General features: G+C 58.2%; 15 protein-coding genes and 1 pseudogene. 7 read left to right on the top strand and 9 right to left on the bottom strand.

Annotated elements, in window-relative coordinates:
- Window positions 1-9 precede the first annotated feature (9 nt).
- Window positions 10-315 carry a DUF485 domain-containing protein gene (locus RCH91_RS01825; protein ID WP_306532813.1) on the bottom strand — a complete coding sequence of 102 codons (306 nt, stop codon included), beginning with the start codon at window positions 313-315 and terminating at the stop codon, window positions 10-12.
- A gap of 457 nt (window positions 316-772) precedes the next feature.
- Between RCH91_RS01825 and RCH91_RS01820 the strand changes: the two genes are divergently transcribed.
- Together RCH91_RS01820 and RCH91_RS01815 are read left to right on the top strand one after the other, a co-directional pair.
- Window positions 773-1,177, top strand: coding sequence for a MerR family transcriptional regulator (locus tag RCH91_RS01820; RefSeq protein WP_306532811.1), 405 nt, complete (start codon window positions 773-775; stop codon window positions 1,175-1,177).
- A 136-nt stretch (window positions 1,178-1,313) separates the two neighbouring features.
- Entirely contained in the window at window positions 1,314-3,317 is a 2,004-nt protein-coding gene (locus tag RCH91_RS01815) for a transglycosylase domain-containing protein (RefSeq protein WP_373694359.1), read from the top strand.
- Window positions 3,318-3,403: 86 nt separating this feature from the next.
- Here RCH91_RS01815 and RCH91_RS01810 read toward each other — a convergent pair whose 3' ends face one another.
- Both RCH91_RS01810 and RCH91_RS01805 read right to left on the bottom strand, forming a co-directional pair.
- Window positions 3,404-3,799 (bottom strand): PaaI family thioesterase, encoded by a 396-nt coding sequence (locus RCH91_RS01810; protein WP_306532809.1) that lies wholly within the window; start codon window positions 3,797-3,799, stop codon window positions 3,404-3,406.
- Window positions 3,790-3,966, bottom strand: coding sequence for a hypothetical protein (locus RCH91_RS01805; protein WP_306532807.1), 177 nt, complete (start codon window positions 3,964-3,966; stop codon window positions 3,790-3,792). The genes RCH91_RS01810 and RCH91_RS01805 overlap by 10 nt, the downstream gene beginning before the upstream one ends.
- A 184-nt stretch (window positions 3,967-4,150) precedes the next feature.
- Between RCH91_RS01805 and glpK the strand changes: the two genes are divergently transcribed.
- Window positions 4,151-5,641: a glycerol kinase GlpK gene (gene glpK, locus RCH91_RS01800; RefSeq protein WP_306532806.1), complete on the top strand. Its 1,491-nt coding sequence runs from the start codon at window positions 4,151-4,153 to the stop codon at window positions 5,639-5,641.
- A complete protein-coding gene (locus RCH91_RS01795; RefSeq protein WP_306532805.1) occupies window positions 5,638-7,209 on the top strand; it encodes a glycerol-3-phosphate dehydrogenase/oxidase in 1,572 nt (523 codons plus the stop codon). The genes glpK and RCH91_RS01795 overlap by 4 nt, the downstream gene beginning before the upstream one ends.
- A gap of 140 nt (window positions 7,210-7,349) precedes the next feature.
- On the opposite strand, the gene RCH91_RS01790 is transcribed toward RCH91_RS01795, so the two are convergent.
- The 4 genes from RCH91_RS01790 to RCH91_RS01775 form a co-directional block, all read right to left on the bottom strand.
- A complete protein-coding gene (locus tag RCH91_RS01790; RefSeq protein WP_306532804.1) occupies window positions 7,350-8,168 on the bottom strand; it encodes a hypothetical protein in 819 nt (272 codons plus the stop codon).
- On the bottom strand, window positions 8,165-8,857 hold the full coding sequence (locus RCH91_RS01785; RefSeq protein WP_306532803.1) for a peptidoglycan-binding protein: 693 nt from the start codon (window positions 8,855-8,857) through the stop codon (window positions 8,165-8,167). The genes RCH91_RS01790 and RCH91_RS01785 overlap by 4 nt, the downstream gene beginning before the upstream one ends.
- A gap of 148 nt (window positions 8,858-9,005) precedes the next feature.
- Entirely contained in the window at window positions 9,006-9,272 is a 267-nt protein-coding gene (locus tag RCH91_RS01780; RefSeq protein ID WP_306532802.1) for a hypothetical protein, read from the bottom strand.
- A gap of 83 nt (window positions 9,273-9,355) precedes the next feature.
- On the bottom strand, window positions 9,356-10,066 hold the full coding sequence (locus tag RCH91_RS01775) for a M23 family metallopeptidase (RefSeq protein ID WP_306532801.1): 711 nt from the start codon (window positions 10,064-10,066) through the stop codon (window positions 9,356-9,358).
- A 618-nt stretch (window positions 10,067-10,684) separates the two neighbouring features.
- On the opposite strand from RCH91_RS01775, the gene RCH91_RS01770 reads away from it, so the two are divergent.
- The 3 genes and pseudogenes from RCH91_RS01770 (at window position 10,685) to RCH91_RS21385 (ending at window position 12,442) form a co-directional block, all read left to right on the top strand.
- Window positions 10,685-11,716: a hypothetical protein gene (locus RCH91_RS01770; RefSeq protein WP_306532800.1), complete on the top strand. Its 1,032-nt coding sequence runs from the start codon at window positions 10,685-10,687 to the stop codon at window positions 11,714-11,716.
- 58 nt (window positions 11,717-11,774) lie between these two features.
- Window positions 11,775-12,111, top strand: a pseudogene (locus RCH91_RS21390) (type II toxin-antitoxin system RelE/ParE family toxin).
- 4 nt (window positions 12,112-12,115) lie between these two features.
- Window positions 12,116-12,442, top strand: a complete 327-nt coding sequence (locus RCH91_RS21385; protein WP_373694356.1) for a DNA-binding protein — start codon at window positions 12,116-12,118, stop codon at window positions 12,440-12,442.
- Window positions 12,443-12,534: 92 nt separating this feature from the next.
- Here the strand turns inward: RCH91_RS21385 and hisG are convergent, their stop codons facing one another.
- Together hisG and hisI are read right to left on the bottom strand one after the other, a co-directional pair.
- Window positions 12,535-13,410, bottom strand: a complete 876-nt coding sequence (gene hisG / locus RCH91_RS01760) for an ATP phosphoribosyltransferase (RefSeq protein ID WP_306532798.1) — start codon at window positions 13,408-13,410, stop codon at window positions 12,535-12,537.
- Window positions 13,407-13,784, bottom strand: coding sequence for a phosphoribosyl-AMP cyclohydrolase (hisI, locus tag RCH91_RS01755; RefSeq protein WP_306532797.1), 378 nt, complete (start codon window positions 13,782-13,784; stop codon window positions 13,407-13,409). Before hisI ends, hisG begins: the two co-directional genes overlap by 4 nt.
- Window positions 13,785-13,909 lie beyond the last annotated feature (125 nt).

The raw sequence follows: 13,909 nt of genomic DNA, 5'->3' as shown, positions 1-13,909 counted from the left end.
AACCCCCCCTTACTGGATTTCCCTGACGAGTTCGTCGGTCAGTCGGTCGAATTCATTGTTTGCTACCCGGGTGTAGATGAAGGCCACGAAAAACGCCGCCACGAACTGAGACAGGATGAACAGATAGCCGAAATTGACCACGCCGATGATCTTGATCTTGAACAGTTCAGGGAAATACCCCGACAGAATTGGCAGCAGAAAATAAAATGCTGACGATACTGCCCACCAGCCGAACAGAAATACCCGCTTTTTCCGCTTGAGCTCCAGATACTTCGGGTTGCGAGCGATTTCGCTCCAGTTATAGGTCGTTGCCATGTCGCATGCCTCCTTTCAGTTGTTCGTGCCGTTGCCGCCGATGGTTTCCGGCGAGGTGTTCCATGCCTTTCCGCCAGATATTCAAAACAGGGTTTGCAGGGGTGTTGTTCGGGAATTCTTGCCAGCTCAAAATGTCGCATTAACTATGCGGTTTTTACGGATTCGCATGCCATAAATTTACGTTGACGTTCCATGTCTATTGATGTGTACCGCATAACATCATGTGCTGGCTGGCTGTCGACCATTGTGGTTCGGATTTTGGTGAAAGATACATCTACTTTACGTGCATGTCAACAAATACTAAAACACTTTTATATTGAGTTGTGATGTGCGATCGAATGACCTATAATTGCAGGGTATAATGGTTCAGGGTGGCTTGTCGAATGATTGACAGGGGACGGGAATGGGCGTATTGATATTTAAATTAATTCACGTAAAGGTGAGAATGTGAGGCGTTATGGCTCCCGAACTGGAAAACGAGCAACTCATTACCATCGGTGAAGTTGCAAGAATGCTGGATGTGACCACCAGGACCCTCAGGTATTGGGAGGAGATGGGCGTGATCGAGGCCTCCCACCGTTCCGAGGGGGGGAATCGGCTCTATACTCCGTACATGGTTCGACGGATGAGGTTTATTCTTAAACTCAAAGAGCTCGGCTTGACGATCAAAGAGATGCAGGATCTCGGCACGGCGTACGGAGATGCAAAAAAAACGGAAAACATGATCCCGCGCCTGGTCGAAATACTGGACAGCCATATCAATAAGGTCGACGAAAAAATGGCAAAGCTGGCCTCTCTGCGTAAAGAGATTGTCGACTACCGCTTTCGCATGGTCGAGAAATTCAATCTCAGCAGAAAATGATTTTTTCCATTTGTGTTGGATGCAACTTGACGATCAGCAGCAAAAAAGAGCTTTACTTTCGCAATAATTTCGCCAATTCTGATGCAAAAGTGTGCATTCTGGTGGAGTTATGTGTCCGAATCCTGTTTGCAGTTCTGTGGTTTCTGGTTTGTCTTCGACATCAAAGCATTTGATATATTGTGCCTCCGTGGCCCTTTTCCTGATCTTGACTCTGGTCTCCTCGGCCCGGGCCCAGGAAAAATTTGCCACTCATCCCCTCCTGTCGTCCGGTTATTCTTCCATCAAAATCTTTGACCGCCAAGGGCGGTTCGCAGGCCGGATACTTCCCGAAAAACGATACTGGGTCTCTATCGACCGCATTCCCGCCTTTCTGCAAAAGGCTGTGGTAGCCGTTGAAGACGCCCGATTTTATGAGCATAGTGGGATTGATATTAGGGGGATAGCCCGGGCCCTGGTGAAGGATGTGGTCAAGGGAAAACTGGTCGAAGGGGGTTCGACCATCACCCAACAGCTAATCAAAAATAAATATCTGTCTGGGGAAAAAACCATTGACCGGAAGATTGAAGAAGCCCGTATGGCCATGGAGTTTGAAAAGAAATATACCAAGAAGCAGATCCTTGAGATGTATTTCAACGAAATCTACTATGGCAATGGGGCTTGGGGCATTGCCCAGGCTGCCCGTCTCTATTTCGACAAAAACCCGGAGGAACTGACCGAGGCCGAATGTTCCCTGTTGGCCGGAGTGCCCAAAAACCCGGGCCGCTACAATCCCTTGGGGGATCCATCCAAGGTTGCAATGCGGAGGGACGTGGTCCTCAAGCGGATGGCGGAGCTGAAAATGATCACTCCGCGGCAGAGACAAAAACTGAGGGCCCAGCGGGTCACCTTTACGCAACCCGGGCAGGCCCCCTATTATCTGGCCCATATCAAGAGCAAGCTGATCGAGCGGTACGGCAAGGAGATCATCGAACAGGGGGGGATGGAAGTAACCGCCGCCATGGATCTGAACCTGCAAAAGCTGGCGGAAAAAACCTTGCGTGAAGGGGTTAAACGGGTTTCCCCCCAGCTTCAGGGGGCATTGGTGAGTCTGGATCCTGCTACGGGGGACGTTTTGGCGGCCGTAGGGGGAGTTGATTTCACGAAAAGTCCCTATGACCGCGCCTTTCTTGCCAGGCGTCAGCCCGGGTCAGCCATCAAACCGCTGATTTACGCAGCGGCGCTGGAAAAGGGGGTTACTGCAAGCAGCATCTGGGATGATACGCCGGTGGCCTACAATCGCGGGAACAATCAAACCTGGAAACCTCTGAACTATGGAAGAGAGCAGTATGGTGAACTTACCCTGAGGCAGGCCCTCGCATACTCGAACAATGTCATTACGGTAAAGGTGCTGGAGGCCGTCGGAGTTCCCTATTTTGTCGATTTTGCCCGGAATATGGGGCTTCCTTTACGCCAGCACAACGATCTCTCCCTGGCTCTTGGCACTGAAGAAGTCACCTTGCATGACCTGGTACAGGCTTACACCCCCCTGGCCAACGGGGGGCTCAGGTCCGAACCACGAACCATTATCCGTATTTATGATAAAAATCGTCGTGCGTGGACGCAAAATCCTCCGTCAGTCACCCCCGTCCTTTCTCCGGCGGCCGCTTTCGTCACAACCCGGATGCTCAAGGACGTCATGGTGTATGGAACCGCTAAATCTCTGAAGAAATTGAGCCAGGAACGTCCGTCCGCCGGAAAGACCGGCACCACCGATGATTATCGGGATGCCTGGTTTGTCGGCTATACCCCCCAGGTGATAACCGGCGTCTGGGTGGGATACGACAAGCCCCGACCAGGGGGGAAAGGGTTTACCGGAGGGGCTGTCGCTGCCCCCATCTGGGAACAGTTCATGCGCCCGGCTTTGGCATCCAGGCAGGCTGTCGATTTCCCGAAGCCGGATACGGTCGTTTCCGTAACAATCGACCCTGCGACGGGATACCTGGCGACGGCTGACTGTCCGGAAAAGCGGGATGAATTCTATGTTGTGGGCACAGAGCCAACCGGCTACTGTCCCAGGCATGGCGGAGATGCTCTCAAACCTCAATCTCCGGAGCTCCCGCCACCGGACGCGGAGGGAGAGGGGGCCGACATCACTCTTTAATGCGTCTCTCTGGTATCGAATGCCGGGCATATCCTGGAGGACGCCCTCAACGCCTCGATCAATTCTCCCTTCGCGAAGCTTAACTACTAAACCGTTTTGAACATGATGACTTCGGCTTCGGCCATGAGCTGACCGTCCAGTTCGATGATCCCCCGCACGTCGATGAGCCGGCGCCGGTCGCCCACGATCTCGCCGGTCACGGTTACCTCGGTGCCGGTGGGCACCGGTTTCCGGTAGCGCAGGCGCAGTTCACTGGTCACCACCTGGAGCCCGCGGGCCATGCAGGCCTGGGCGCAGACTTCGTCCAGCAGGGCCGAGAGGATGCCGCCGTGGACCACCCCCTGCCACCCCTGGAAGTGCTCTGGAATGCGGACGCGGGTCTCGGCCCGACCCTGATCCGGATCGGTCGTGAAGACGGCGTGGAGTCCGATGGGATTGTGACTGCCGCAGATGAAGCAGTGGTTGTCATCGATTACCTGCATGGGGTCTCCTGTAGTTTCTCTGTTTGACACTCCGCAATCCAGTAGATCTGCTTGTGATGGGAGCGGGTCAGGGCAGCCAGTTGGCGTTCGGCGGCAGCGCGATCGGGATAGGCGCCGACCAGGAACCGGTTGCCGTTGTCGTCCTGGCGCCAGAGTTCAAAGGCCATGACTTTTCTCCTTGGGCTTTCACCCATTCCTACCAGAGAGTTTCCCGTGAATCCAGGCAATTTTGGTGACGGATAGCTGAATTCCGCGGAAGAAGCCGTTGAAAATATTCCCAACTCCCCTTGCGCAACCCGGCTCTTCACGGGACAATTGCGAAACTACATCCGTCTGTTCCGCGAGGTCGTCATGAGCTACATCCTTGCCCTGGATCAGGGGACCACCAGTTCCCGCGCCATTGTCTTCGACAGCGCCGCAACGATCCGCGCCATTGCCCAGCGGGAGTTCCGCCAGATATTCCCCCGACCCGGCTGGGTGGAACACGACGGCCGGGAGATCTGGGCCACCCAGGTCGGCGTCGCGGCCGAGGCCCTGACCCGGGCCGGCATCTCTCCCCGGGACGTGGCCGCCATCGGCATCACCAACCAGCGGGAAACGACGCTCCTCTGGGACCGGCGCAGCGGCGAACCCCTCCACAATGCCATCGTCTGGCAGGACCGCCGCACCGCGGAGCTCTGCGACCGACTCAAGGCCGATGGCCTGGAGCCGCTCTTCCAAAAGAAGACCGGGCTGGTGCTGGACGCCTACTTCTCCGGCACCAAGCTATCCTGGCTGCTGGACACTATCCCCGGTGCCCGCAACCGGGCCGAAGCGGGGGAGCTGGCCTTCGGCACGGTGGATTCCTGGCTGACCTGGAACCTCTCGGGGAGGCGGCTCCACATCAGCGATGCCAGCAATGCCTCCCGGACGCTGCTGTTCAACATCAGCACCCTTGACTGGGACGACGAACTGCTGGCGATCCTCGGGATCCCCCGGGCCGTGCTGCCGCAGGTGGTGGATTCCAGCGCCATTTACGGCGAGACCGCCGGGGACCTCTTTGCAGCGGCAATTCCCCTTGCCGGCATGGCCGGGGATCAGCAGGCGGCCCTCTTCGGTCAGGCCTGCGGCTCTGCGGGGATGGCAAAAAACACTTACGGCACCGGCTGTTTCCTGCTGATGCACTGTGGCGATCGTCCGGTGGCGTCCCGGCGCAACCTCCTCACCACCGTTGCCTGGCAATTGGCCGGCCGGGCCGAATACGCCCTGGAAGGGAGCGTCTTCGTGGCCGGCGCTGCGGTGCAGTGGCTGCGGGACGGTCTGGGGATCATCCGCTCCTCCGGCGAGGTGGAGGCCCTGGCGGCCAGCGTCCCGGACAGCGGCGGGGTCTGTCTGGTTCCCGCCTTCACCGGCCTCGGCGCCCCCCACTGGGACCCCTACGCCCGCGGCACCATCGTCGGTATTACCCGCGGCACCACCGCTGCCCATATTGCCCGGGCCACCCTGGAAAGCATCGCCTTCCAGAGTGCCGACCTCCTCACCGCCATGGAGGCCGACGCCGGTATCAGTCTGGCCGAACTCCGGGTCGACGGCGGCGCCACGGCTAACGGGCTCCTGATGCAGTTCCAGGCCGACCTCCTGGGGGTGCCGGTGGTGCGGCCGAGGATCAGCGAGACCACGGCCCTGGGGGCGGCCTACCTGGCGGGGCTGGCGGTGGGCCTCTGGCGCGACCGGCAGGAGATCGCCAGCCACTGGCAGGTGGAACGGGTCTTCACTCCCGCCATGGGCCGGGAGCAGGCGGCAGAGTTAAGGGGTAAGTGGGAGCGGGCGGTGGAGCGGGCCAAGGGGTGGGCGACACCATGAATCGGTCTAATCTGCTGCAGCACCTTGAGGAGGTGAAGCTCTGGGACATGCTTGTGATCGGCGGGGGAGCCACCGGCCTCGGCGTGGCGGTGGAGGGAGCCAGCCGCGGCCACCGGACGCTGCTCCTGGAGCGGGATGATTTCGGCAGCGGTACCTCCAGCCGGAGCACCAAGCTTATCCACGGCGGAGTCCGGTACCTGCAGCAGGGTAACATCTCCCTGGTGCTGGAGGCCCTTCACGAGCGGGGAATCCTGATCCGCAACGCCCCCCACCTCGTCCATAACCTCTCCTTCGTGGTCCCCCTTTACGATTGGTGGGAAGGGCCGTTCTATGGCATCGGCCTGAAGCTCTACGACATGCTGGCGGGGAAGCTGGGGCTCGGGCCGTCCCAGCTCCTCTCCCGTGAGGAGACCCTGCGCCGCATTCCCACCGTGGAGCCGGCAGGGCTTCGAGGCGGGGTCATCTACCACGACGGCCAGTTCGACGATGCCCGGCTGGCCGTGGCCCTGGCCCGCACCTGCGCCGACCTGGACGGAGTTCCCCTGAACCGGATGGAGGTGGTCGGTCTCCTCAAGGGAGGAGGTCTGGTCCGGGGGGTGGCGGCCCGGGACCGGGAGAGCGGCCGGGAGTGCGAGATCGAGGCGCGGGTGGTGGTCAATGCCGCCGGCCCCTTCTGCGACGTCATCCGACAGATGGACGAATCCGGCACTCCCCCTGTCATCGCCCCGAGCCAGGGGGTGCATCTGGTGCTCCCCCGGGAATTCCTCCCGGGCGACAGCGCCATCATGGTTCCCCACACCGACGACGGCCGGGTGCTCTTTGCCGTCCCCTGGCATGACCGGGTGATCGTCGGCACCACCGACACACCGGTGGATCGGGTCGAGGCCGAGCCCCGCCCCCTGGCGGCGGAGGTGTCATTTCTTCTGGAGCATGCATCCCGGTATCTCTCCCGGGACCCCGGCGCGGCAGACATCCTGAGCGTCTTCGCCGGTCTCCGCCCCCTGGTGAGGAGCGGTGACGCGGCCAACACCGCGGTCCTCTCCCGCGATCACACCCTGCTGGTTTCCGCTGCCGGGCTGGTCACCATCACCGGCGGCAAATGGACCACCTACCGCAGAATGGCCGAGGATGCTGTCACCAGCGCGGCCCGGCTGGCGGGGCTGGGGGAGCGGCCGTCGCGCACGGCCGACCTCCCGATCCACGGCTGGCTGGCCAGGCCGGCGTTCGACGGAGAGTGGTCCATGTTTGGCGCCGAAGCCGCCGCCCTTGAGGAACTCTGCGCCGTGCAGCCGGATTTGCGCGCAAAACTCCATCCCCGGCTCCCGTACCGGCTGGCCGAGGTGGTCTGGGGGGTGCGCTACGAGTGGGCACGAAGTGTTGAAGATGTGCTGAGCCGCCGTACCCGGGCCCTCATCCTCGATGCCCGGGCCGCCATGGAGGCGGCGCCGACGGTGGCCCGCCTGATGGCAGCAGAGCTGGGGCGGGATGAGGCCTGGCAGGCGGCAGAGGTTGCGGCCTTCCGGGCCTTGGCCGAGGGGTATCTTCCCCCTGTTGTAATAGATTTCTGACTTCTGATGCTTTTGTAAGAGATTTCCCCCCCCTCCCTTGACGGGAGGGGGCGAGGGGGTGGGTGAAGCTGGAACATGCTGAGGCTAGGGTAGCGTAGCGTACCCCCCACCCTAACCCTCCCCCGCAAGGGGGGAGGGGATCATTGTGACTGTTGCATGTTGCTGGAGACGGGAGGCAGGGTCATTCGCTTCGCCCGAAGCGTTAACGCCCCGTCGGGTCCCACGGACTCCTCCCGGCATTCAATGACGTGCACGTCGCGCCATTTCGGGTCGCGGCAGTGCCGGATTTCCGCACGTTTCCCTCCCGATCTGTCGAAAACCACCACGTCATGGAACAGGTGGTCGCCCGCCTGTTCCCGCGCGCAGTGAAAGGCGAGGCGCCCCCTTTCCGTGGCCACGGGGCCGGGGGCGATGCAGTTTTCCTCCAGCACCGTGCGGTTGCCGGTGGGGGAGGCCAGGATGACCCGCTCCCGCTTCCCTTCCAGGGGATCATCGGCCGCCGGGGAATAGGAGCGGACGATGACGATGCTGCGCCCGTCGGGAAGGGGGTGCGCAGTGGATATCCGGTCCTGCTCCTCCCAATTTACCGCACTCTCCGGGACATGAGCGATGGAGGGGTCCACCGCGGTCATCCGCAGTGCGAGCAGAGTCCCCGGTCGCGCGTCGCAGCGCTTCAGATACGCTTCCTTTGCGGTGGCGCGCATGCGGGAGAGAGCGGCGCGGGCGGCCTTGGCAGATGTGGCAACATCCGGCACCCAGGCAAAGATATTCCTCGTGTCGCCGCAGTCGCCGGTCCGGACAACGAGTCCGTCTGAGGACGTGTAGGCCAATGCCCTGGCCTTCCGCGCTATCCCCGCCGCCGTGGGGTCGCTGGCGCCGACCACGAGCCAGAGCCGCTCCCCCCATGCCGGAAGGGACATGCCGAAAATCAATGCTGCCGCAATGACGGCCCGGATCACAGGCCGCTCTCCCGCTTGACCCGGGCCAGTTCCCCGTTCGGCACCAGCTGCACGTGGGCCCAGTCCCGGAACGTCACCCAATCGCCCCCCCAGACGAGCCCCTGCTTTTTCGCCTCTTCCCCCAGGGCCTTCCAGAATCCCGTCTGCTCCGCCTCCGGCGCCCAGCCGAAGCGGCTGTCAACGACATCCGCCGCGTGGGCGTTGGGGGTGCCGTCGGGGTGCTGGGCGTTGTGGAAGCTGAACTTTACCTTGCTGTTTCCCTTGAAGTAGAGCTGCATCTGGACCGCCACGGAGCGCCAGCCGTAAAAAACCGTGGGCTGAAAGCCCCGCCCCTTGAGGGCCTGCAGCACCGCCTCCACCTTCCGGCGCAGGTCAGGGTGCATGCTCCGGAGCTTCTTCTCCTGGGGCCACCGTGCGCTGTCGCCGCTCCACTGGGAAAGGTCGGGTCTGGCTGCGCCGCCGGTGCCCGCCAGTTTGAGCCACGTCTTACGTCCCGGCTCGATGAGCCCGTCGGGGTTGCTCAGGAACGTGGCCTGGAATTTGCGGATCGCCGCAATGGTGTCCTTGCCGCATACCCCATCCACTCCCTTCGGGTCAAAGCCCTTGGATTTAAGGAGGCTCTGGACCGTCTCCACATCGCTCTTCAGATTCTTCCCCTTTTCGCCGACGGATGACTGGAGTACGCTCATGGTTGCATCTCCTCTTGGCGTGATAAATGTCGTATATGTTAATTAAATCACCGGAATGATTGCAGTCAATGGGCCGATAGCCCCGCAGCGGGACAAAAAAAGGCCAGCCCTTGCGGGCCGGCCTTTGCTGTGCGATGGAGCGGTGTTCCTACTTTTTCTTCTTGTCGGCCTTGGCCTCGATGGTGGCGGCCTTCATGGTGTACTGGACCGTGACCTTGGAACCGACTTTCAGGTCGCCGGTCACCTTGGTGTCCTTGTCCTTGGCGATTTCCCACTTCTCTTTCCCCTTCTGGATGACGATCATGTCGTCCTTCACTTCGAGGACCGGCCCGGTGGCCTGATAAGTCTTGGTGCCGGCAAAGGCCAGGGACGAGGCGAGCATCAGGGCGGCGGTGAGCAGTGCGGTGCGTTTCATGGGATTCCTCCTTGGATGATGTGGGAATTACATTGATGGTTTGTAACAATACTCAATAGAACGCTGTTGTCAATGGGAAGTTTTCACCTGCCGCGACCGGCGCCGACGAGTTCCCGGTAGGGGTTGAGGGGGAGCATCCTGCCGTTGTCGAATGAAAGCGTCATGAAGTGGAGATGGGTGGGAGAACGGCGGGGGTAGGCGTTCTTCCCGGTTCTCCCCAGGGTGCCGACGGGGTCGCCTGCCGACACGATCTGCCCCGGCGCCACCGTCACCGACGACAGGTGGGCATAGTAGTAATAGCGCTCCTCGGCGGGGCTGAAGATCCAGACGTACTTCCCGCCCCGTATGGGGCTCGGGTAGTCCCATGCGGGATTCACGGCGATGACGACCCCGCCCGTGAACGCCACGATGGTGACCGGTTTACCGTCGGCGTCATCGAGGGAATCCTGGTTCCGGTCCCGGACGAAGATATCGTGGGCCGGATGGCCGCCGTGCCGGTTTCCCTGGTAGAAGGCGTACCCCCCAGGGCGGTAGTCATTGCCGTGGCGCCCTCCGATGGCGCTGAAATCATAGCCCGCAACGGGAAAGACCTTTGCCGAACCGGCGGCAGCGGCGCCGTAGGTGTCGAGGAGAAGCCGGTGGAGTTGAGCGATGCGGGTTTTGGCGGAAGTCCGGTCAATCCGGCCGTCGCGGATCTCCTTCTCCAGAAGGTTCCAGTCATCGCAGGGGCTTGCCGCGGACACTCCGTGAAAAGCCAGGAGCACCGCGATCGCCAGGAGGATAATCCGTTTCATCGTGTCATCTCCCGATCAATGTGGATAATGGCATGTGCCAAGGCTGGACTTATAGGGTTTGAGGTGTGATTGTGCAAGGACTTTATTCTCTGAAGAGGACCCTCTGGGTGACGGGGGTCATAAGGGCCTTTCACCTCTTGTGGTCGCCGTAGCGGGATAAATAGAGCCGAGCTAAATTCAAGCATTTTAATTGAATGCCACAACGAGTAAATGTATAGTTTGCAGCACCGAAAAGAACGATATGTCCGGGGTAAAGGAATGGTGCACGCCTTAATGCCAGAGAGGAACCAAGGCACTGGACGAAGAGTATGGCGACGCCCTTGTCTGCGTGCGTTACCGTGATGATGAGACAAGCCGGATCCGCCTATGGTCAGGGTGAATTGGGGATAATGGCCAAAACGATGGGCGGGACATGGAACCCTGACGTCAAGCTCTGGTACATACAGCATGGCAAGATCAAGGGGACAGAACTGGAGAAGCATCTAACTTTAGATGCCTGAGAGATTGTCATAGGCATCTATTATTATATGCATCCCGGCATCTAAAGTTAGATGCCGGGATATAGTGTTAGATACAGGTCCTGTCCGGTCAATCACGAGTTTAATCAAAGAGATAAAAATGGAACAGATAAAATTGAATATAGCGTCATGGAATAGATTTGTTCCCAGAAATTTATCTATTCATCGTGATCTTGTAGGCTCTAAGCATGAATATATTTTTGAAGGACGTCAGATAACCATTAAACTTCCATCTGTCAGACATTTACCATCTGAACCCAATCAAGAAGGCTCCTTGTCATTCAATTGTTGGAGAGAGGTTAATGGTAATAAAATTCCTAAAGAATATCATGTACATTCGGTAGATTTAGAGGTTTCAATTGCAGAAGTAATAGCTTTGCCATCCAAAGTGTTGGAAGTGCCACCATGTGCATATGAGGTAATATCCGAGCCTCAGCAAAAATATTTGAACGACTTGGCAAATAAGCATAGTTCTATAGCAGAAAGAGCCTTTGATCTATGGATAAGGACCCTACGATGGAAATGTGATTACAGCGCAATTGGTAGGCCAGAAATTAGTGGCTGTGAGAGTGGTTGGTCCACTTACCTTGTCGCAAAACCACAAGAAAAACGGGTTTGGATTGCCTCGTCGGTAGACATGGTAAAGGGGGCTAAGACGGTTACTCCGGAAATGTGGGAAGCAGCCGGGGACTCACTTAAAGTAGGATGCTCTCCTCCCGTGTATATCGACCTGATGATGGATGCAGCTGAACACATAAAGCTCGATGATTTCCAGCGAGCAACTGTTGATATGGCCATAGCGTGTGAAACATTTCTTCGTATGCTCGTAGCCAAAAATCTACCCGACAATATTCAACCGTCTGTCGCCAGCTATATTGATGACGCAAATATCAGGCAGGTTCTCGAAAAATTCGTTCCAGAGATATTAGGCAAATCAGGCAAAACAGATCTCGGAAACATTAAAAGTAAACTTCACTCACTTTTTGATACTCGTAATGGAATAGTTCACAAAGGGCGAACGGCGCAATTGAGTAAAGAATTATGTGATACTTATCTGGAAGCCACCAGAAAGTTGCTCAGTCTTGATGTAGGCCAACAAGCTGTGGCAGACGGGCAAGCCGCTGCGCCTTGAGGGCGTTGGTCGCAGAAAAATATTTGAACAATAGTAACATATAAGGTACTATTCGGGCATGGGTTATAGAGTTGAAGAATATATCCGTGAAGATGGAACAAGCCCATATGAAGAGTGGTTTATGGGGTTGGATATGCAAAAATTGCAATTGTGAAGCTCAAGATGGAGCAAGGAAATCTCGCCAACGTAAAATGGTTTGGTGGAATCGGAGAATACCGGCTTGATTGGGGGCCTGGCTATCGCGTCTATATTGGAAAAGACGGTGACAGGTTGATCATTCTTCTCGGTGGAGGACAAAAAGGAGACAGCAAAAGGATATCAATAAAGCAGAAGCTATGTGGAAGGAATACAAGGAACGAAAGGCCAACCAGAAAAAAAATAGATGCAAGGAGTAGAAAAATGGCCCTGACAAGAGATTTCAAAGAAACTATTAAAAAACGGGTCGAGTCTGACGCTGATTTTGCCAAGTCACTGCTTCATGAGGCGATCGATTTAATGCTGGATGGCGACTCAGTAACCGCCAAGCTCGTTCTCCGCGACCTTATAAATGCAACGGTCGGATTTGAGCGATTGGCTGAAGAAGTTCAGAAGCCGAGCAAAAGCCTTCACAGGATGCTTTCTGCTTCTGGAAATCCTACCATGGATAATCTATCAGCCATCTTTGCAACCATCAAAAAAGCTCTGCATGTGAGAATTGATACCAGGGTCAATTCACTCCAAGCATAGGAAACATCACGGACAAGCCAAACACAAACGCCGTGGGCCTCATTCGCAGGGGTTCACGGCGTTTGTGCATCTGCTTTCGTCCATTGAAGTAATCACAGCACCTTGTTCAGCGAGTACTCGATGATCCCCTGGGCGCCGAGGGCCAGGAGCTCCGGCACGATCCGACGCACGTCCTTCTCGTGGAGGATGCTCTCGATGGAGACCCAGTCGGAGTTGTAGAGGTGGGCCACGGTGGGGCGGTTGAGGCTCGGGAGGATCTGGGTGATTGCCTCGACCTTGTCATTGGGGGCGTTCATCTTGAGCCCCACCATCCCTTCAGCGGCCAGGGATGCCTTGAGGAGCGTGGCGATGGTCTCGATCTTCTGCCGCTTCCAGGGATCGGCCCAGGCGGCCTTGTTGGCGATGAGGACCGGCACCGACTCCATGAGGTCGCAGACGATCCGCAGGCCGTTGGCCTTGATGGTGGAGCCGGTTTCGGTCACCTCCACGATGGCGTCGCAGAGGCCGTCCACCACCTTGGCCTCGGTGGCTCCCCAGGAGAACTCCACGTTCACCGGGATGTTGCGCTCGGCAAAGTAGCGCTTGGTGAAGCCGACCAGCTCGGTGGAGATGGTGGCGCCGTGCAGATCCTCGGGCTTCTGCACCGGCGAGTCCTTGGTGACCACCAGCACCCAGCGGGCCGGGCGGCGGGAGACCTTGGAGTAGACCATCTCGCAGACTTCGACCACGTCGGAGTCGTTCTCCCGGACCCAGTCGCGGCCGGCGATGCCGGCGTCGATGGTGCCCCGCTCCACATATTTCCCCATTTCCTGGGGACGGATCAGCTTGCAGTTCAGTTCGTCGTCGTCAACGCCGGGAAAGTAGCTGCGGGAGGAGATGCTGATCTGCCAGCCGGCCTTTTTGAAAAGGTCCACGGTGGCGTTTTCGAGGCTCCCCTTGGGGATGCCGAGGTTCAGGAGGTTGCTCATTTCTTGTAGACCTCCTTCGGATCGAAGAGGGGGTTTGAGTGCTCCACCCACTGGCCGTTCTCCCACCGCACGTAGAAGCAGCTCCGGTTGCCGGTGTGGCAGGCGGCCGGGCCGTTCTGCTTCACCTTGATGACCACCGAGTCGGCGTCGCAGTCGGTGAGGACCTCGATGACCTCCTGGGTGTTCCCCGATTCCTCCCCCTTCATCCAGTATTTGTTGCGGCTGCGGCTGAAGAACCAGGTCTTGCCGGTCTCAAGGGTCAGGTTCAGGGTCTTTTCGTCCATGAACGCCACCATGAGGACTTCGCCGGTTTCGTGGTCCTGGATGATGGCGGGAATGAGCCCACCCATTTTCTGGAAATCGATTTGAATCATGATAGTTTGCGCGCCTCCTCTTGAAAGTGTTCGTGAAAAATAACCTGTGTTTAATACCGTGGCGCCTTAGAGAGTGTCAACAGAAGAAACGCCACCCCGCAGGCTCCTCCCTTCCTTTTCTGGGC

Source organism: Geobacter sp. (genome assembly GCF_030834625.1).
GTDB lineage: Bacteria > Desulfobacterota > Desulfuromonadia > Geobacterales > Geobacteraceae > Geobacter.
This window is presented reverse-complemented; position numbering and strand designations above follow the sequence as displayed.

Excerpts from the sequence above, each read along its gene's own strand:
- RCH91_RS01785 (WP_306532803.1), bottom strand. The coding sequence starts at position 8,857 with ATGAGCGTACTCCAGTCATCCGTCGGCGAAAAGGGGAAGAATCTGAAG.
- RCH91_RS01810 (WP_306532809.1), bottom strand. The coding sequence starts at position 3,799 with ATGCAGGTAATCGATGACAACCACTGCTTCATCTGCGGCAGTCACAAT.
- hisI (WP_306532797.1), bottom strand. The coding sequence starts at position 13,784 with ATGATTCAAATCGATTTCCAGAAAATGGGTGGGCTCATTCCCGCCATC.
- RCH91_RS01795 (WP_306532805.1), top strand. The coding sequence starts at position 5,638 with ATGAATCGGTCTAATCTGCTGCAGCACCTTGAGGAGGTGAAGCTCTGG.
- glpK (WP_306532806.1), top strand. The coding sequence starts at position 4,151 with ATGAGCTACATCCTTGCCCTGGATCAGGGGACCACCAGTTCCCGCGCC.
- RCH91_RS01805 (WP_306532807.1), bottom strand. The coding sequence starts at position 3,966 with ATGGCCTTTGAACTCTGGCGCCAGGACGACAACGGCAACCGGTTCCTG.
- RCH91_RS01825 (WP_306532813.1), bottom strand. The coding sequence starts at position 315 with ATGGCAACGACCTATAACTGGAGCGAAATCGCTCGCAACCCGAAGTAT.
- RCH91_RS01820 (WP_306532811.1), top strand. The coding sequence starts at position 773 with ATGGCTCCCGAACTGGAAAACGAGCAACTCATTACCATCGGTGAAGTT.
- RCH91_RS01770 (WP_306532800.1), top strand. The coding sequence starts at position 10,685 with ATGGAACAGATAAAATTGAATATAGCGTCATGGAATAGATTTGTTCCC.
- RCH91_RS21385 (WP_373694356.1), top strand. The coding sequence starts at position 12,116 with ATGGCCCTGACAAGAGATTTCAAAGAAACTATTAAAAAACGGGTCGAG.
- RCH91_RS01775 (WP_306532801.1), bottom strand. The coding sequence starts at position 10,066 with ATGAAACGGATTATCCTCCTGGCGATCGCGGTGCTCCTGGCTTTTCAC.
- RCH91_RS01780 (WP_306532802.1), bottom strand. The coding sequence starts at position 9,272 with ATGAAACGCACCGCACTGCTCACCGCCGCCCTGATGCTCGCCTCGTCC.
- hisG (WP_306532798.1), bottom strand. The coding sequence starts at position 13,410 with ATGAGCAACCTCCTGAACCTCGGCATCCCCAAGGGGAGCCTCGAAAAC.